This is a genomic window from Streptomyces sp. NPDC001351 (assembly GCF_042896045.1).
Lineage (GTDB): Bacteria > Actinomycetota > Actinomycetes > Streptomycetales > Streptomycetaceae > Streptomyces.
Map to the genome: position 1 here is coordinate 13,430 of NZ_JBIAWS010000007.1, position 17,487 is coordinate 30,916.

A 17,487-nucleotide genomic window follows, 5' to 3' on the forward strand; every position below is an offset into this window, starting at 1 on the left:
TGTGTCCTCAGCCGCCCGTCAGGGGGCGGGCCGTGGAGGTCGTGGCGCCGCGCGGGATGCGGTCCGAGTGCGGTGGGCGGCGGCTGCCGGCCGGAGTGACCGGTGTGCGCTCCGAGCGGGCCGTGTGCGGGCCCGGGGCCAGATAGACGGGCGCCCGGGCCGAGCGGGCCCCGGAACCGACCGTCTCGCGTGCGGCGGCCTCGTCCTGGGCGGCCGGACGCGGCGTGAGCAGCACCGGAGCGCCCACGGGAGCGGCCGGAGCGGTGGCACCCTTGCGGGCGCGCCAGCGGTCGCGCAGGTCGAAGAGGGCGACCTCGGCCTTGGCGATCCCGGGCTCGCACCAGGGCAGGGCCAGCAGGATCAGCAGGCCGGCGGCCCAGCCGAGGAGCACGTCGCTCAGCCAGTGGGTCCCCAGGTAGACGGTGGCCAGGCCCACGCCCAGGGCGGTCAGTGCGGAGAGGGCGGACAGCCAGCGGCGGGCCCTCGGGGTGGAGGCGAGGTAGGCGAGGATGCCCCAGGTCACCACGGCGTTGGCGGTGTGGCCGCTGGGGAATATATCGCCGCCCATGCCCATCTCGTTCGAGCCGATCGTGGTCGCGTAGTGCGGTCCGAGGCGGCCCATGCCGAGCTTGGCGGCGCCCACGGTGATGTTCAGCAGCAGCAGTGAGGCGCCCAGCGTCAGCAGCGGGCGCAGGGTGTGCTGGCGCCAGGAGCGCCAGCCCAGCCAGGCCGCGACCATCACCGCGGTCGGGCCGCGCTGGCCGAGCACGACGTAGTAGTCGACGAACCAGTGGATGTTGTGCCACTGCTGGTACGGCCGGAAGAACATGACCTGCCAGTCGAAGCGGACCAGCCACGACGTGGTCACGACGAGATACACGATCGCCAGGTAGAAGGCCAGGGTCCCGGTCAGCAACGCGACCCGGTGCCGGCTCATCCTCGGCACATCGATGTGGGCCGGTCGTTCCGGCTCCCTGTCCAGTCTGGCGAACACCCGGTCCAGACGGGTGAGGTTTCGTTCGGTACGCACCCAATCGACGTTACAGCGAGTGAGGTAAGTTCTCCGTCTCTTCAGCTGCTTTGTGATGACGATGTGATGTGGGATTCCTCTCAGCGGCAGGTTTATTTCCAAGGAATCCGCAAAGTCCGGCCGCTGCTCCCTTCAATTCCTTTGATCATTGTGCGAATCAGTTTTATTGGGCTTACGAATTCGTTCACCGAATGCTGGGGTTGATTTACCCGGACGCTCACCGGGCCGCCGCAAGTCGATCATGGGGGGCCGGAGCCGTTCAGCCAGAACGCTCCGTACACGGCCGACGCCACCGCGACACCGCCCACCACCAGTGCCGACCGGGGCGTGCGCAGCCGGGACAGGGCCAGGGCGAGGGGCAGCAGCAGCGGGAAGGCGGGCAGCAGCAGGCGCGGTTTCGAGCCGAAGTAGCTCGACGCGCACAGGGCGAGCGCGGTGACCACTCCCGCGTAGACCAGCAGCGGAAGCGGCTGGCGCTGCCGTACGCAGACGACGTACAGCCACACCACGAGGCCGACCCCGGCGACGATCCCGGCGGCCGCGAGAGCCGACGGGAACGACGTGAACTTCTCGGCGACGAAACGGGCGAAGGCCAGGCCGCCGTCGAAGCCGTTGCGCCAGCCCGCCTGGACGTCCAGATAGCCCAGGGGGCCTCTGCCGGTGCGGTGGCCGACCCACAGGACGTAGCCGGCGGCGCCCAGCGGGGCCAGGAGCATGGCCAGGGCGCGTCGTACGATCGTGGGGGCGTGCGGCGGCTCCAGCGCGCCGCCGGATGACCCGGCGCGCTGCGTGGAGCCGTCTGCGGGCGGCGCGGAAGCGCACTCGACCGCGCGCGCGTCCGCCGCGCTCCGCTCTCGCACGAACGAGACCGCCCCGGCCGCCCACACGGCCGCGACGACGGCGAGCCCGACCGGCCGGGTCAGGCCCGCCAGCGCGGCCAGTGCGCCCGCCGCCGGCCAGCGGCCGGTCAGGACGGCGTACAGCGACCAGGCGGCGAGCGCCGTGAACAGTGACTCGCTGTACGCCATCGACTGCACGATGCCGACGGGCAGGACGGCCCACAGCAGCACCGCGCACACCCCGGCCCTGCGGCCGTACACATGCTCCGCGACCGCGAAGATCCCCCAGGCCGCCGCGAGCGAGGAGAGCAGGCTGACGACGAAACCGGCGTCGGCGAACGACAGCGGACTCACCGCCGCCAGGCCCCGCTCCAGCCACGGCAGCAGCGGGAAGAAGGCCAGATTCGAGTGCACGTCGCCGTTCGGCAGCCGCACCTGGTAGCCGTAACCGAGCTCGGCCACCCTCGTGTACCAGAGCGCGTCCCAGCGGGCCGTCAGCAGCGTGTACGCGCTCTTGCCGCGCGCGGCGCTCCACAGGGCCAGCACGAGCAGGCCCAGGGCGCGCACGGCCACGTACCCGAGGAGGGCCGGGGCCGCACGGCGCAGGGCCGTCTCGCGTGGCGGCGCAACGCGTGTCACAAGGTCGGTCACGGGCTCGATTATCGACGGCCGGCGGAACCGGAGGGCCCGGCGGGGCGTGACCCGGAAGGAGGGTGAGTGGCGTACGCCACACCGGTCTGTGTGGAGTCTGAGAGGTCCGCCACGTGACCTGCGCACGAACTCGCGTACGCTGACGTGTCACTCGCCTTTGTTGCGCGGGCCGGAGACCACCGCTCCTCTCCGGCCGAGATCACGGGGAGTCCCCGCCCCGTGTGCCCGCCGACCGCGAGGGAACATCTGGGAGGTACGTACATGTCCGGGACGACCACGGCCGCCGCTGCGCTGCGCCGTCGGGCGGCCGGGGCCGGTGCCAACCGCTGGGTCGTGCTCGTCGTGCTCTGCGTGAGCCTGCTGCTGGTCGCGGTCGACGCGACCGTGCTGCACGTGGCGGTCCCCGCCGTCACCGAGGACCTCAGGCCCGGCGCGATAGAACTGCTCTGGATCGTCGACGTCTACCCCCTCGTCTGCGCCTCGCTGCTGATCCTCTTCGGCACGCTCGGCGACCGGGTCGGCCGCAGAAGGATCCTGCTGCTCGGCTACGGCCTCTTCGGCGTCGCCTCCGGCCTCGCGGCCCTCGCCCACGACCCGCAGGTGCTGATCCTCGCGCGGGCGCTGCTCGGCGTCGGCGGCGCGATGATCATGCCCGCGACGCTCTCGATCCTCCGCCAGGTCTTCCCCGACCGGCGGGAGAGGGCCCTCGCCATCGGTGTCTGGAGCGCTGTCGCCGCGGTCGGCGCGGCGGTCGGGCCGCTGCTCGGCGGCTTTCTGCTGGAGCACTTCTGGTGGGGCTCGGTCTTTCTCGTCAACATCCCGCTGATGCTGGTCAGCCTGCCGGTGGGCCGGCTGCTGCTGCCCGAGTCGCGGGGCGCGGGTGACGGCCCCTGGGACGTGGTCGGCGCACTGATGGCGGCCGCCGGGCTGTTCGGCGTGGTGCTGGGCGTCAAGCGGCTGGGCGGCGGCGAGCTGGGCCCGTTCACCGTGGCGCCCCTCGTCGTGGGCGCCCTGCTGCTGCTCCTTTTCGTACGACGGCAGCGGCGCCGTACGCATCCCCTGGTGGACCTCGGCATGTTCGCGCGGCCCGCCTTCAGCACCGCCGTGGGCTGCATCGTGCTGGCGATGCTCGCGTTGGTCGGTCTCGAACTGATCGCGGCGCAGTATCTGCAGCTGGTGCTGGGGCTGTCGCCGCTGGAGACGGGGCTGCGGCTGCTGCCGCTGACGTTCGCGGCGATGGCGGCGGGGCTCGCGGGCGCACGGATGCTGCGCCGCTTCGGCCCGCGCCGGATGGTGAGCCTCGGGTTCTGCCTCACCGCCGGGGCCGTGGTGCTGCTGACCGTGATGGGCGGGTCCGACAACGCGGGGCTGATGGTGGCCGCGTTCATGCTGCTGGGCTTTGGCCTGGAGACCACGCTCTTCGGGGCGTACGAGTCGATGCTGAGCGAGGCTCCGCCGGAGCAGGCCGGTGGCGCTGCGGCGATCGGCGAGACCTCGTACCAGCTGGGGGCGGGGATCGGTATCGCGCTTCTCGGGAGCGTGATGAACGCCGCGTACACGCCCGGACTGGCGTCCGTTCCGGGTGTTCCTTCGTCGGCCTCGGCCTCGGCGTCGCATTCGCTGGGCGAGGCGTACCAGGTCGCCGCGCAGCTGGGCGGGCCCGTGGGGGTTGCCCTGCGGCGGGCCGCGCGGGACTCGTTTGTGCACGGGCTGCACGTCACGCTGTTGGTGAGTGCGGGGTTGCTGCTGCTGGGGGCGGTGATGGCGTTGCGGTTGCCGCGGGTCATGCATTGCGGGGAGTCTGCGGCACCTGTGGAGTTGCCGGCGCCTCGGGAAGTTGCCGACTCCAGGGTTTCGGCCTGACCGATGTGCGGCTCCGCCGCGGGGTCGTTGGTTGGCTGCGGCGCCGTGGGGGCTGGTCGCGCAGTTCCTCGCGCCCCTTGAAGCCGCTGTACTGGACGTAGGCGACACTGCACCGTAACGTCGGCTTCAAAGTCGTAACTAGCGGTGCTAGTTTTTCGTGCGTGTCGGAGGGTTCCATGTCTGCGTCCTCGAAACTGCCCCCCTTTGACCCGGCCGACCCCCTCGGCATCGATGACCTGCTCGAACCCGAGGACCTGGCCGTCCGCGACACCGTACGCTCCTGGGCCGCAGACCGGGTGCTGCCGTATGTCGCCGACTGGTACGAGAAGGGGGAGCTGCCGCAGATCCGTGAGCTCGCCAAGGAGCTCGGCAGTATCGGGGCCCTCGGTATGTCGCTCAGCGGGTACGGATGTGCCGGGGCCAGTGCCGTGCAGTACGGGCTTGCCTGTCTGGAGCTGGAGGCCGCTGACTCCGGGATCCGGTCGCTGGTCTCCGTGCAGGGGTCGCTCGCGATGTACGCCATCCACCGGTTCGGCAGCGAGGAGCAGAAGCAGCAGTGGCTGCCGCGCATGGCCGCCGGTGAGGCCATCGGGTGCTTCGGGCTGACCGAGCCCGATCACGGTTCCGACCCCGCCTCGATGCGCACGCACGCCAAGCGGGACGGCGGCGACTGGGTCCTCAACGGGCGGAAGATGTGGATCACCAACGGGTCCGTGGCGGCCGTCGCCGTGGTGTGGGCCCGGACGGAGGACGGGATCCGCGGGTTCGTCGTGCCCACCGACAGTGAAGGGTTCTCCGCGCCGGAGATCAAGCACAAGTGGTCCCTGCGGGCCAGCGTCACCAGCGAACTCGTCCTCGACGACGTACGGCTGCCCGCCGACGCCGTACTGCCGGAGGTCGTCGGCCTCAAGGGACCGCTCAGCTGTCTCTCGCACGCCCGCTACGGGATCGTCTGGGGCGCCATGGGCGCGGCCCGCAGCTGTTTCGAGGCCGCCGTCGACTATGCGAAGTCGCGGGAGCAGTTCGGGCGGCCCATCGGGGGATTCCAGCTCACCCAGGCCAAACTCGCCGACATGGCGGTCGAACTGCACAAGGGGATTCTGCTCGCCCACCATCTGGGGCGGCGCATGGACGCCGGCCGCCTGCGCCCCGAGCAGGTCAGCTTCGGCAAGCTCAACAACGTACGCGAGGCCATCGAGATCTGCCGTACCTCACGGACGATCCTCGGTGCAAACGGGATCTCGCTCGAATACCCCGTCATGCGGCACGCCACCAACCTCGAGTCGGTGCTGACCTACGAAGGCACCGTCGAGATGCACCAGCTCGTACTGGGCAAGGCGCTCACCGGACTCGACGCCTTCCGGTGAACCCCGCGCGGGGGCAGGGCCGGTGAGCGGCCCTGCCTCAGCTCTGGTTGAAGAAACCGTCCGAACGGTGCGAGGCCGGCTCCCCGCTGATGATTTCCGTGTCCGCGGGCGTGAGCAGGAAAACGCGGTTGGAGACGCGGTCGATCGAACCGCGCAGACCGAAGATGAGCCCCGCCGCGAAGTCGACGACGCGCTTGGCGTCGGACGCCTCCATGGCGGTGAGGTTCACGATCACCGGGACACCCTCGCGGAACAGCTCGCCGATGGCGCGGGCGTCCCGGAAGCTGTCCGGGGTCACTGTGCCGATACGGCGGCCCTTTTCCTCGGCGGTGTCCGAGGCCACCTTGACCCGCGGGTCGGTGACCCAGGCATCCCCGGGCTGCTCGGTCCCTTCGGAGTAGTCGTCGTCGTAGTAACGCTCGTCATCGTTGTCGTCAACGAGGCCAAGCCAGGCGCTCGCCTTGCGTACCGATCCCATGGACGCCTCCTCTCACAGCGGTCCTTCTTGCTTTCCGCATCCCTATGGTCATCCATGATGCGGTTGGCGCGCCAAGTGGATAGACGCCGCACGGGGGGTTTGTGACGGTACTGGTGCAGAGCGAATCCGTCGAGAGCCCGCGTTTCCCAAGGGTCGTGCTGTACACAGATGCTGACTGTGAGTGAAATATGATTCTTCACGGCGTACGGGTGACGGGCAGTGCGTACGGGTGAACGCAGTGGTCGGTACGATGCGGCAGCTCAACGCCGTATCAGAAGCAGCAGTAGCACCGGAAGTCACACGAGCCACGGGGGGATCGTCGTGTTCGGAATCGTCAGGCCATGTCGGCATCGGCTCGGTGAGAATCTCAAGTCCCAATGGGTTGCCCATTTGTGCGGACTGTGTCTCGCGCTGCGCAAGGATCACGGTCAGTTCGCACGAGTCGTGACCAACTACGACGGGCTGCTCATATCCGTTCTGACGGAGGCTCAGGCCGAGCAGGCCGCCGGGTGGCGGCGTACGGCGGGGCCATGTCCGCTGCGCGGAATGCGTACCGCGTCCGTCGCGCAGGGGGAGGGGGCGCGGCTCGCGGCCGCCGTGTCGCTGGTGCTCGCCTCGGCCAAGGTGCGGGACCACCTCGCCGACGGGGACGGGCTGCTGGCGCGGAAACCGGTGGCGCTCGCCGCGCGCAGGGTGGCATCGAGCTGGGATGCGGCGGGGGCCCGTACCGGATCCGCCGTCGGGTTCGACACCGCGGTGCTCGTGGACGCCGTGGACCGGCAGACCGGCATCGAGGCGCTCGCCGGGCCCGGGACGTCGGTTCTGACGGTCACCGAGCCGACCGAGACGGCGACCGCGGCCGCCTTCGCGCACACCGCGGTCCTGGCCGGTCGGCCGGGCAACGCCGAGCCGCTCGCCGAGGCCGGGCGGCTGTTCGGGCGGCTCGCCCATCTCCTGGACGCGGTGGAGGACAGGGAAACTGACGCCGCGTCGGGTGCCTGGAACCCGCTCACCGCCACCGGGACGCCGCTCGCCGAGGCCAGGCGGCTCGCCGACGACGCCCTGCACGGGATCCGGCTCGCGCTGCGCGAGGTGGCCTTCGCGGACAGCGGGCTCGCCCACCGGCTGCTCGTGCACGAACTGCGCACCTCCGTCGACCGCGCCTTCGGTACGGCATCCTGCGCGCACGGGCCGGCGCCTTCGCTGTCGGGGCCGTATGCACCGCCCGGCGGCCCCGGTGGGCCGTTCCCGCCGCCCCAGCCGCCCCGGCGTGAACGGCGTGGGCTGCTCGCGGGCTGTGCGGTGTGGGCCGGGATGGCCTGCACGTGCCAGTTGTGCTGCGGTGAGTACGAGGACCCGTGGATCCGTGAGCGCAAGGAGGGCCTGTGCAACGACTGCGACGATTGTTGCGATTGCTGCGACGGCTGCGACGGCTGTGACGGCTGCGGCGACTGCTGTGACGGGTGCGACTGCTGCGACTGCGGCTGCGACTGCTGATCCGGTTACCACAGGTGTCGTATACGGAATGCGCCGCGCGGAGTGGTCACCTGGCGCTTCCGGGAGATCCTGTGTCCGCGACGTAAAAGAAGAAGATGATCTGGTGACCGGTGCCCCCTGAGGTCGTTGGGCGGAAGCAGAACCATTTCTGTCCCAACTCGCCACCCACATAAGGCACTTCAGTGGACGTCACAGCAAAAGCGACCACCACCATTCGCACCAGGCTGCTGCGGATCCTGATCCTCGCCCTCGCGGTCCTGCTGACGCTGCTCGGCGTCGCGGCCGCCGAGCAGATCTCCGCCTACCGCAACGCGTCGGCCACCGACAAGAACGCACGGCTGGAGATCACTCTCCAGGGCCTGGTCCACGAGCTGCAGAAGGAGCGCGGACTCACCACCGGATACGTGGGCGGGGTCGGGCAGTTCAAGGCCAAGCTGCCCGCCCAGCGAAGGGCCACCGACACTGCCCGCGCAGCGCTCGACAAGGCGCTGAAGGGGCGCTGGGGACGGTCGTCCTCGCCGACACCCGGCGTATCGAGGAGTGCTTTCCGGCCGTCGACTACTTCGAGTCGCAGGGGGCGCCGTTCGTCCTGGCGGTGAATCGGTTCGACGGGGCGGAGCGGTTCGAACTGGAGGAGGTGCGGGAGGCGCTCGGCCTGGGGGCCGATGTGCCGGTGCTGGAGTGCGACGCGCGGGATCGTTCCTCGGTTCGGGATGTTCTGGGGGCGTTGATGGACCGGGTGATCGGCGTTCGCGCTCTCACGCCCAGGCGGAGGGTGGCGATGGCGCGTTAGCGGGTGGTGCCCGCGGCGCCGGTCGAGCCGTCCGAACCGGAGCCGCAGGCGGTGAGCAGCACAGTGGAAGGAGTGAAAAAGAGCACGAGGGGAGGGGTGCGTGCGCGTGTGAAGGCGAATGGGGGAGACGCTGAAGCGCCCGGGCAGGGCGCGCAGTGGGGTCGGCTCAACAGGAACAGGACCACACTCGACCGAAGTCGATGTGGGAGCGCGTGACCAGCCACTGCTGTGGATGCATGGGCCAAGTGGAACAGGCATCCGGTTCTGCGTCAACTGACTTGAGACGTGCTGCTCACATGCCGGACAGCCTTGACAGTGAGGGGAAACGGACCCGTACAGTCAATGGGCGGCCCTGCTGAGGGGCTCGGCCGTATCGCGCTGTCGCTGTGCCTGGCCCTGCGCGTCCGTGTGAAGGCATCCACCGTGTTCGACCTATACGTCACGGAGCCTTCGCATGTCTTCCGACACTTTCGCCACAGTCGCGGCGGTACCGCACATACCCGAGCCGGCCGATGCCCTTGCGGTCGTGATGGTGCTCGGCTCCGCGCTGGGCACGCTGCTCGCCGCGTTCCGGCTGTCCGCCCACCCCGTGCCGAGGGCGGTGACCGCCGATCTGCTGGGGCGCGTCGTCGGGCTGACGGCGCACGAGGCCGCCCGGGCGCCAGGGCTGAGCCGGCGGCGGATCGTGCTGCCGCAGGCGATGCGCTCCATCGTGCCGCCCGGCGGTTCGGAGCATGCGCGATGAGGCCCTCCCTGGTGATCGTCGGGGCCGGGCCGCGGGGGACCGGTCTCATCGAGCGGATCGCCGCCAACGCGCCCGAGCTGTATGCCGGTTCGGGCCTCGACATCCATCTCGTCGACCCCCATCCGCCGGGCGCCGGACGCATCTGGCGCGCCGCGCAGTCGCCGCTGCTGTGGATGAACTCCCACGCCGAGGACGTCACCATGTTCACCGACGAGACGGTGGCCATGGAGGGCCCGGTGCGGGAGGGGCCCACACTGCACGAGTGGGCCGGCATCGACGGCCGTACCTTCGCGGACCGGCAGCTCCAGGGGGCCTATCTGCGCTGGGTGCATGAACAGGCCGTGGCCGACCTGCCCCCGGGCGTCGTCGTCCACCACCACCCGCGCCGTGCCCTGCGGGTCAGTGGCCCGCGCGAGGGCCGTCAGGAGGTGTGGCTGGAGGGCCGCCCGCGGCCGCTCCTGGCCGACCTCGTCGTGCTCACGCTCGGCCATCTCGACGCCGAACTCGACGATCAGCAGGCCGAGCTGGCCGAGTACGCGCGTGCGCACGGGCTGGTGCACCTTCCGCCCGACTTCACCGCCGACAGTGATCTGTCCGCGCTGAAGGCCGGTGAGCCCGTTCTCGTGCGCGGGTTCGGTCTCGCCTTCGTCGACCTCATGGTGCTGCTGACCGAGGGGCGGGGCGGGCGGTACGAGGGCGACACCTATGTGCCGTCGGGGCAGGAGCCGGTGCTGTACGTCGGCTCGCGACGCGGAGTGCCGTACCACTCGAAGATCGGCTACGACTGGAGCGGTGAGCGGCCGCCGCTGCCGAGGTTCTTCGGGCCGCCCGAGGTCGAGGCGCTGCTCGCGCGGCCCGAGGGGTTCGACTTCCGGCGGGATGTGTGGCCGCTGGTGGAGAAGGAGCTGGGGTTCGCCCACTACCACCGGCTGTTCACCGTGCATCCGGAGCGGACGGGCGTCGAATGGAGTGCCTTCGAGGAGAAGTACGCGGCCGCGTCCGACGTGGCCGAGCGGGAGGCGCTCGTGGCGTCCGCCGTGCCCGATCCCGCCGACCGGCTCGACCTGGACGCGCTCGACCACCCGCTGGACGGGGTGCGGTACGGCTCCTTCGAGGAGTTCCAGGAGGGGCTGCGCGGTTATGTGGAGCGTGACCTGAGCAGACGTCACGATCCGCACCACAGCCCCGATCTGGCCGTGTTCCTCGGGCTGCTCTCCGTCTACGGTCAGCTCGTCCGGCTCGGTGGCATCGGCCCCTGGTGGCACGGCTTCTTCAGCTATCTGGCCTCCGGGCCGCCCGGTCCGCGGCTGCGGCAGATGCTGGCGCTGTCCCGTGCCGGTGTCCTGCAGTTCCTCGGCGCCGACATGACCGTCAGCGCAGAGGGCGGGGTGTTCCGGGCGTCCAGTGCCACCGTTCCCGGTGCCTTCGTCGAGGCACGGGCGCTGGTCGAGGCGCGGCTGCCCGAGCCCACCGTCGGACGGGCCCGCGACACCCTGCTGCGCGAACTGCACGCCGACGGCGCCGTCGAGACCCCCGACGGGCTGCTCCGGGTGGACCCCGCCGACGGGCGGCTCCTCGACGGGGCCGGGCGCCCGCATCCCCGGCGGTTCGCGCTCGGGCCCTACACCGACGGACGCACGCCCGGCGCCTTCACCCGGCCGCGCACCGGCGGTCCCGCCTTCCGGCAGAACGACGCCACCGCCCGGGCGGCACTGCGGTTCCTGCGCGAACTGGCCGGCAGCGCAGCCGCATGACCGGCCTCCCTCCCAGCCCAAGGAAGTGCCCCCGATGAGCGCCATGGTCGAGAACGTCATCGAGGCGCCCGTGTCCGCGCTGAAACGGCCGCGGGAATCCAAGCTGCTGCTCTTCGACGGACCGACGTCCGCGCTCGCCCTGGAGCCGGTCGGCGAAGTCCTTGATGTCGTCGGCGACTTGGCCGATCAGGGCACCACGATGACGGTCGTCAGAGACGAGATCGGATTCCCCCGCCAGGTCGCCGACACCGTGGTGTTCATGGCCGACGGGAAGATCGTCGAGCAGGGCCCGCCCGGTGAGGTGCAGGCCGCTCCCCGCCATGAGCGGACCGGGGCGTTTCTCTCCAAGGTTCTCTGAAAGGTTCCCCCCACATGACCTCATCGAACGGCCGGGGGCTGGTGCACCTGGCCGCCGCGCTGGACCAGCCGGCGGTGTTCGACGCCGGCTCCCACATCGAACTGGCGCGGCTCGCCGAGCGCGGCGGCCTGGACTTCGTCACGCTGGACGACACCTTCGCCCGCCCCGGGCCCGACGCGCTCGCCGTCCTGTCCCGCGTCGCCCCCGCCACCGCCCGCATCGGCCTGGTCCCCACCGTCACCACCACGCACACCGAGCCCTTCCACGTCCAGGCCGCCGTCGCCACCCTCGACTGGGTCAGCCGCGGCCGCGCCGGCTGGCGGATCGACGTGTCCACCACCGAGGGCGAGGCCCGCCTCTTCGGCCGTCGCCATGCCGTGACCGCCGACGAGCTGTGGCGCGAGGCCGGCGAAGTCGCCGACGTGGCCGCCAGACTGTGGGACAGCTGGGAGGACGACGCCGAGATACGGGACCTGGCGACCGGCCGCTTCATCGACCGGGACAAGCTGCACCACGTCGACTTCACCGGCGCCGGCTTCTCGGTGAAGGGCCCCTCGATCGTGCCGCGGCCCCCGCAGGGCCACCCCGTCCGCGTGGTCGACGCCACCGAGGGACACTCCCGGCGCATCGCCGCCCAGTACGCCGACGTGGCGCTCGTGCGGGCCGCGAGCCCCGCGCGGGCCGCCGCCGTACGGGACCAACTACGCCAGTCGGCCGCCGAGTTCGGACGCAACCCCGACACCCTGCGGGTCCTCGTGAGCCTCCTCGTCGACCTCGGCGACGGTGAGCGCGCCGCCGAGCCGGGCCACGGCGGGGGCGGTCCCCGCCAGACCGTGCAGGGCCCGCTGTACCGGGGCGGCCCCGTGGACCTCGCCGAACTGATCGCCGGCTGGCACGCGGACGGCGTCGCCGACGGCTTCCACCTCACACCCACCGAGCCGCGCCGTGACCTGGAGCGGCTCGTCAACGGCACGGTGGCGCTGCTCCAGCACCGCGGTCTGTTCCGCACCTTCTACCCGGGCAGCACCCTCCGGGAGCACCTGGGGCTCGCCAGACCCGCCAACCGGTACGCCGGTACAGCCGTGACAGGGGGAGCGTCATGACCGTACGACGGCCTGCACGCAAACAGATCCATCTCGCCGCCTACTTCCCTGGCGTCAACAACACCACCGTATGGGCCGATCCGCGGTCGCGGTCACAGATCGACTTCTCGTCCTTCGAGCATCTGGCCCGCACCGCCGAACGCGGTCTGTTCGACTTCTTCTTCCTCGCCGAGGGGCTGCGGCTGCGCGAGCACAAGGGCCGTATCCACGACCTGGACGTGGTGGGCCGGCCCGAGTCGCTCACCGTGCTGAACGCCCTCGCGGGTGTCACCGAACACCTCGGCCTCGCCGCCACCGTCAACGCGACCTTCAACGAGCCCTACGAACTCGCCCGCAGGCTGGCCACCCTGGACCACCTCAGCGGCGGCCGTGCGGCCTGGAACGTGGTGACCTCCTCCGACGCCTTCACCGGCGAGAACTTCCGGCGCGGCGGCTTCCTCGACCGCGCCGACCGGTACCCGCGGGCCGCCGAATTCGTGGCCGTGGCAAGGAAGTTGTGGGACTCCTGGACCCCCGACGGCGTCTCCCGGCCGTTCGCGCACCGCGGGCGGCACTTCGACATCGCGGGCGAGTTCACCGTGCCGCGCCCGCCGCAGGGGCACCCGGTCGTCATCCAGGCAGGGGACTCGGCCGAGGGGCGGGAGTTCGCCGCGTCCACGGCCGATGTCGTCTTCACCCGGCACGGCACGCTGGAGGCGGGGCGCTCCTTCTACGCCGATGTGAAGCGCCGCCTGGAGAAGTACGGCCGCTCCCCGGACGACCTGAAGATCATGCCCGGTGTCACCGTCGTCCTCGGCGACACCGCCGCCGAGGCCCAGGAGAGGGCCGCCGAGATCCGGCGACAGCAGGTGTCCCCGCAGAACGCGATCCTCGCCCTGGAGCAGATCTGGGGTGTCGACCTGTCGGCGTACGACCCCGACGGCCCGCTCCCCGAGATCGACCCGGTGGCGGACTCCGCGATCACCCAGGGGCGCACCCGGCGGGGCGACACCGTCGCGATCGCCGAGAAATGGCGCGCACTGTCCAAGGAGAAGGGGCTGTCCATCCGGCAGACCGTGATCGAGGCCGGCAGCCGGCAGTCCTTCATCGGCACGCCCGAGGCCGTCGCCGCCGAACTCGACGAGTACGTGCGGAAGGACGCCGCCGACGGCTTCATCCTCCAACCGCTGATCACCCCGGTCGGACTCGACGAGTTCGTGGACCGCGTGGTGCCGCTGCTGCAGGAGCGCGGGGTGTTCCGCAGGGAGTACCAGGGCGCGACGCTGCGGTCACACCTCGGCCTGCCCGATCCGGTACCGTCCGTCAGCGCCTGAACGGCCTGAAGCGGGGTCGAGAGCCATCCGGAAGGGCGACTTCCGGACATCCCCGGGCGTTGGGCTTGCGTCTCCGTTCCCGCCACCGGGGAAGACGCAGGCTGGGCGGGTGCCCGCAACCTGGTCCGAACCAGGGCAGAGGTGGCCAGAACTCATGGTTCGTCGAGGGCTTGACGGCCGAAAGGCACCCTTGCGTCTACCGGCCGTTCGGCCGAATACTCCCCGCAAGCGCTTGTCAGGGGCACGGCGTGTCCGGAATCCGGACGAACGCGCCCCTGGCTGCGCCTCACGGGCCCCGACCCCACGCGGGCCCCCGACTCCTCTTGGGAGGAACGAACGTGAGGATCAAGCGCACCACTCCCCGCAGCGGCATTGCGAGACGGACCCGGCTGATCGCCGTCACCACCGGTCTCGTGGCCGCCGCAGCGATCGCGGTCCCCAGCGCGAACGCGTCCACCGCCACCCCCTTCAGCACGGCCCAGCTGAAGAGCGCCGACGCCTCGGTGCTCAAGGCGAACGTCCCGGGCACGGCCTGGGCCGTCGACAGCAAGAACCACCGTGTCGTGGTCACCGTCGACAGCACGGTCTCCAAGGCCGAGATCGCGAAGATCAAGCAGCAGGCCGGCAGCAACGCCGGCGCCCTCACCATCAAGCGCACCTCCGGGCAGTTCAAGCCCCTGATCAGCGGCGGCGACGCCATCTACGGCGGCCAGTACCGCTGCTCCCTCGGCTTCAACGTGCACAGCGGCAGCACCTACTACTTCCTGACCGCGGGCCACTGCGGCCAGGTCGCCTCCACCTGGTACTCCAACTCCGGCCACACCACGACGCTGGGTACGAACGTCGGTTACACCTTCCCGGGCAGCGACTACGCGCTGGTGCGTTACACCAACTCGTCGATCTCGCATCCGAGCACGGTCGGCAACCAGACCATCTCCAGTGCGGCCACCCCGAGCGTCGGTACGACGGTGTACCGCCGTGGCTCCACCACCGGTACGCACAGCGGCCGGGTCACCGCGCTGAACGCCACCGTCAACTACGGCAGCGGCGACGTCGTCTACGGCCTCATCCAGACCACCGTCTGTGCCGAGGGCGGCGACAGCGGCGGCCCGCTGTACGGCGGCACCGTGGCGTACGGTCTCACCTCCGGCGGCAGCGGCGACTGCACCTCGGGCGGCACGACCTTCTTCCAGCCCGTCACCGCGGCGCTGAGCCACTACGGCGTGAGCATCGGCTGACCTTCCTGCGCGCAGCCCCCGTACGCAACTGGCGTGCGGGGGCTCCCTCTTGTTCGGGTGACGGAGTTACCTTCGAAGTACACATGTCGAAGTGCAGATTTCGAAGGACAGACTTCGAAGGACTTCGAAGGACTAATCAGGCTCAGTCCCCTGGGGGGCCGACATGGTCGAGGAGCTGGTGGCGGCGGGAGCGACCCTCGCGTCCGCCGGTGTGGTGTACGTGATGGCGGCCGCACGGGTCGTCAAGCAGTACGAACGCGGTGTGGTGTTCCGGCTCGGCAGGCTCCGCGACGAGGTGCGCGGGCCGGGGTTCACGATGATCGTGCCGTTCGTGGACCGGCTCCAGAAGGTCAACATGCAGGTCGTGACGATGCCGGTGCCCGCGCAGGAGGGCATCACCCGGGACAACGTCACGGTGCGGGTGGACGCCGTCGTCTACTTCAAGGTGACCGGGCCGGCCGAGGCGGTCGTCAAGGTCGAGGACTACCGGTTCGCGGTGGCGCAGATGGCGCAGACCTCGCTCAGGTCCATCATCGGCAAGAGCGAACTGGACGATTTGCTGTCCAACCGGGAAAAACTCAACCAGGGGCTGGAGTTGATGATCGACAGCCCGGCCGTGGAGTGGGGTGTCACCATCGACCGCGTCGAGATCAAGGACGTGTCCCTGCCCGAGACCATGAAGCGTTCGATGGCCCGGCAGGCCGAGGCCGACCGGGAGCGCCGGGCCCGGGTCATCAACGCCGACGCCGAACTCCAGGCGTCGAAGAAGCTCGCCGAGGCCGCGCAGCAGATGGCGGACACCCCGGCCGCGCTGCAACTGCGGCTGCTGCAGACGGTGACGGCCGTCGCCGCCGAGAAGAACTCCACGCTCGTGCTGCCGTTCCCGGTGGAGTTGCTGCGGTTCCTGGAGAAGGCGCAGCAGACGACCGGGGCGCCCCAGCAGGTCCCGCAGCAGCCGGTGCGGGACCAGCAGCAACCGGTGCAGGAGCAACTGCCGCCTCCCGTACCGAGCTTGGAGCCCGGCTCCGAGGGGGCGAAATCCGGACAGGACTAGACCTCACGCACCGCACATGGGCTACTCGCTCGTAGTGTTTGCAGAGCGAAGACGTGGGGTGACCGTGGACTGTCAAAATTGCGGGGGCGCACCCACGGCGTTCTACGCGCGTCCTGAAGACGCCCTTGTGTGCTCCCTGCCGTCCTCGGGATAGTAGGCGCTGTTCAACGCCTTCCGGTTCGCGAGGTCCCCACAACCTCCCGGACCGACCCCCCACAGGAGGACGTGAGTTGAAGCACCGACGCATACCCAAGCGGCGTGCCGCCGTGGCTGGTGCGGGCATAGCCGCACTGGTGGCCGCGGGAGTCACCTTCCAGACTGCGAACGCCAGCGAGCCCTCGAAGGCCTCCGCGCCCGAGACCCTGTCGGCCGTGGCGGCCGGAAAGCTCGCCTCGGCCCTCGGCAAGAACCTCGGCGCCGACGCGGCGGGAACGTATTACGACGCGAAGGCCAAGAGCCTCGTCGTGAACGTCCTCGACCAGACCGCCGCCAGGACCGTCGAGGCGGCCGGCGCCAGGGCGAGACTCGTCCAGAACTCCCTCGTCGAACTCGACGCCGCCCGTACGACGCTGACCAAGGACGCCACCATCCCCGGCACCTCGTGGTCGACGGACCCGGTGAGCAACAAGGTCGTCGTCACCGCCGACAAGACCGTCTCCAAGGCCGAGTGGGCCAAGCTCTCCAAGGTTGTCGACGGGCTCGGCGCCAAGGCCGAACTCAAGCGTTCGAAGGGGGAGTTCAAGCCCTTCATCGCGGGCGGCGACGCCATCTCCGGCTCGGGCGGGCGCTGCTCGCTCGGCTTCAACGTGACCAAGGGCGGCGAGGCGTACTTCCTCACCGCAGGGCACTGCACCGACGCCATCAAGACCTGGTCGGACTCCGGCGGGAACCAGATCGGCCAGAACGCCGACTCCCAGTTCCCGGGCAACGACTTCGGGCTGGTCAAGTACACCGCCGACGTGGACCACCCGAGCGCGGTCGACCTCTACAACGGCTCCTCCCAGTCCATCACCCACGCCGCCGAGGCCACGGTCGGCGAGAAGGTGACCCGCAGCGGCTCCACCACCCAGGTGCACACCGGCACGGTCACCGGCCTGAACGCCACCGTGAACTACTCGGAGGGCACGGTCAGCGGTCTCATCCAGACCGACGTCTGCGCCGAGCCCGGCGACAGCGGCGGCTCGCTCTTCGACGGCGACGCGGCGATCGGTCTCACCTCCGGCGGTAGCGGCGACTGCACCTCCGGCGGCGAGACCTTCTTCCAGCCGGTCACCGAGGCGCTGTCGGCCGAGGGCGCCTCGATCGGCTGATCGTCGGCTCCGCCGGTTGCGCGAAGTTGTGTGAAGTCCCGCCCCTGCGCGCGAGGGGCGGGACTTTCGCGTGCTGTGTCGCCCCGCGGGATGT

At 70.5% G+C, this 17,487-nt stretch carries 13 protein-coding genes and 3 pseudogenes; 13 read left to right on the forward strand and 3 right to left on the reverse strand.

The features are described from left to right. Window positions 1-7: 7 nt before the first annotated feature. Window positions 8-1,030, reverse strand: coding sequence for a phosphatase PAP2 family protein (locus ACFY1U_RS25430; protein WP_390696442.1), 1,023 nt, complete (start codon window positions 1,028-1,030; stop codon window positions 8-10). Window positions 1,031-1,269: 239 nt separating this feature from the next. Then, on the reverse strand, window positions 1,270-2,520 hold the full coding sequence (locus ACFY1U_RS25435) for a hypothetical protein (RefSeq protein WP_390696443.1): 1,251 nt from the start codon (window positions 2,518-2,520) through the stop codon (window positions 1,270-1,272). A 261-nt stretch (window positions 2,521-2,781) separates the two neighbouring features. Here ACFY1U_RS25435 and ACFY1U_RS25440 point away from each other — a divergent pair, with 261 nt between their 5' ends. Then, window positions 2,782-4,383, forward strand: coding sequence for an MFS transporter (locus ACFY1U_RS25440; RefSeq protein ID WP_390696444.1), 1,602 nt, complete (start codon window positions 2,782-2,784; stop codon window positions 4,381-4,383). A gap of 176 nt (window positions 4,384-4,559) precedes the next feature. Further along, window positions 4,560-5,750 carry an acyl-CoA dehydrogenase family protein gene (locus ACFY1U_RS25445; protein WP_390696445.1) on the forward strand — a complete coding sequence of 397 codons (1,191 nt, stop codon included), beginning with the start codon at window positions 4,560-4,562 and terminating at the stop codon, window positions 5,748-5,750. 37 nt (window positions 5,751-5,787) lie between these two features. On the opposite strand, the gene ACFY1U_RS25450 is transcribed toward ACFY1U_RS25445, so the two are convergent. After that, window positions 5,788-6,228, reverse strand: a complete 441-nt coding sequence (locus ACFY1U_RS25450) for a cell division protein SepF (protein ID WP_115909036.1) — start codon at window positions 6,226-6,228, stop codon at window positions 5,788-5,790. Window positions 6,229-6,549: 321 nt separating this feature from the next. Between ACFY1U_RS25450 and ACFY1U_RS25455 the strand changes: the two genes are divergently transcribed. The 11 genes and pseudogenes from ACFY1U_RS25455 to ACFY1U_RS25505 all read left to right on the forward strand — a co-directional run bounded on the left by ACFY1U_RS25455 (window position 6,550) and on the right by ACFY1U_RS25505 (window position 17,393). Next, window positions 6,550-7,725 carry a DUF5685 family protein gene (locus ACFY1U_RS25455; protein WP_390696446.1) on the forward strand — a complete coding sequence of 392 codons (1,176 nt, stop codon included), beginning with the start codon at window positions 6,550-6,552 and terminating at the stop codon, window positions 7,723-7,725. A gap of 182 nt (window positions 7,726-7,907) precedes the next feature. Beyond that, complete coding sequence (locus tag ACFY1U_RS25460; RefSeq protein WP_390696447.1) at window positions 7,908-8,324, forward strand: nitrate- and nitrite sensing domain-containing protein; 417 nt, start codon at window positions 7,908-7,910, stop codon at window positions 8,322-8,324. Then, window positions 8,216-8,518, forward strand: a pseudogene (locus tag ACFY1U_RS25465) (ATP-binding protein); the annotation flags it as partial. The gene ACFY1U_RS25460 and the pseudogene ACFY1U_RS25465, both read left to right, overlap by 109 nt. A gap of 520 nt (window positions 8,519-9,038) precedes the next feature. Further along, window positions 9,039-9,248: pseudogene (locus ACFY1U_RS25470) on the forward strand (amino acid ABC transporter permease); the annotation flags it as partial. A gap of 11 nt (window positions 9,249-9,259) precedes the next feature. Then, entirely contained in the window at window positions 9,260-11,017 is a 1,758-nt protein-coding gene (locus tag ACFY1U_RS25475; RefSeq protein WP_390696448.1) for an FAD/NAD(P)-binding protein, read from the forward strand. Between the two features lie 31 nt (window positions 11,018-11,048). Next, window positions 11,049-11,375: pseudogene (locus tag ACFY1U_RS25480) on the forward strand (ectoine/hydroxyectoine ABC transporter ATP-binding protein EhuA); the annotation flags it as partial. 14 nt (window positions 11,376-11,389) lie between these two features. Beyond that, a complete protein-coding gene (locus ACFY1U_RS25485; RefSeq protein WP_390696449.1) occupies window positions 11,390-12,478 on the forward strand; it encodes an LLM class flavin-dependent oxidoreductase in 1,089 nt (362 codons plus the stop codon). Continuing rightward, the gene (locus ACFY1U_RS25490; RefSeq protein ID WP_390696450.1) at window positions 12,475-13,791 is read left to right on the forward strand and encodes an NtaA/DmoA family FMN-dependent monooxygenase; all 1,317 of its coding nucleotides are present in this window, start codon (window positions 12,475-12,477) and stop codon (window positions 13,789-13,791) included. Before ACFY1U_RS25485 ends, ACFY1U_RS25490 begins: the two co-directional genes overlap by 4 nt. A 338-nt stretch (window positions 13,792-14,129) precedes the next feature. Continuing rightward, window positions 14,130-15,029, forward strand: coding sequence for a S1 family peptidase (locus ACFY1U_RS25495; protein WP_390696451.1), 900 nt, complete (start codon window positions 14,130-14,132; stop codon window positions 15,027-15,029). A gap of 163 nt (window positions 15,030-15,192) precedes the next feature. Beyond that, window positions 15,193-16,083 (forward strand): slipin family protein, encoded by an 891-nt coding sequence (locus ACFY1U_RS25500; protein WP_390696452.1) that lies wholly within the window; start codon window positions 15,193-15,195, stop codon window positions 16,081-16,083. A 230-nt stretch (window positions 16,084-16,313) separates the two neighbouring features. After that, window positions 16,314-17,393 carry a S1 family peptidase gene (locus ACFY1U_RS25505; protein WP_390696453.1) on the forward strand — a complete coding sequence of 360 codons (1,080 nt, stop codon included), beginning with the start codon at window positions 16,314-16,316 and terminating at the stop codon, window positions 17,391-17,393. The last annotated feature ends 94 nt before the right edge of the window (window positions 17,394-17,487 follow it).

Excerpts from the sequence above, each read along its gene's own strand:
- ACFY1U_RS25445 (WP_390696445.1), top strand. The coding sequence starts at position 4,560 with ATGTCTGCGTCCTCGAAACTGCCCCCCTTTGACCCGGCCGACCCCCTC.
- ACFY1U_RS25500 (WP_390696452.1), top strand. The coding sequence starts at position 15,193 with ATGGTCGAGGAGCTGGTGGCGGCGGGAGCGACCCTCGCGTCCGCCGGT.
- ACFY1U_RS25440 (WP_390696444.1), top strand. The coding sequence starts at position 2,782 with ATGTCCGGGACGACCACGGCCGCCGCTGCGCTGCGCCGTCGGGCGGCC.
- ACFY1U_RS25485 (WP_390696449.1), top strand. The coding sequence starts at position 11,390 with ATGACCTCATCGAACGGCCGGGGGCTGGTGCACCTGGCCGCCGCGCTG.
- ACFY1U_RS25475 (WP_390696448.1), top strand. The coding sequence starts at position 9,260 with ATGAGGCCCTCCCTGGTGATCGTCGGGGCCGGGCCGCGGGGGACCGGT.
- ACFY1U_RS25490 (WP_390696450.1), top strand. The coding sequence starts at position 12,475 with ATGACCGTACGACGGCCTGCACGCAAACAGATCCATCTCGCCGCCTAC.
- ACFY1U_RS25450 (WP_115909036.1), bottom strand. The coding sequence starts at position 6,228 with ATGGGATCGGTACGCAAGGCGAGCGCCTGGCTTGGCCTCGTTGACGAC.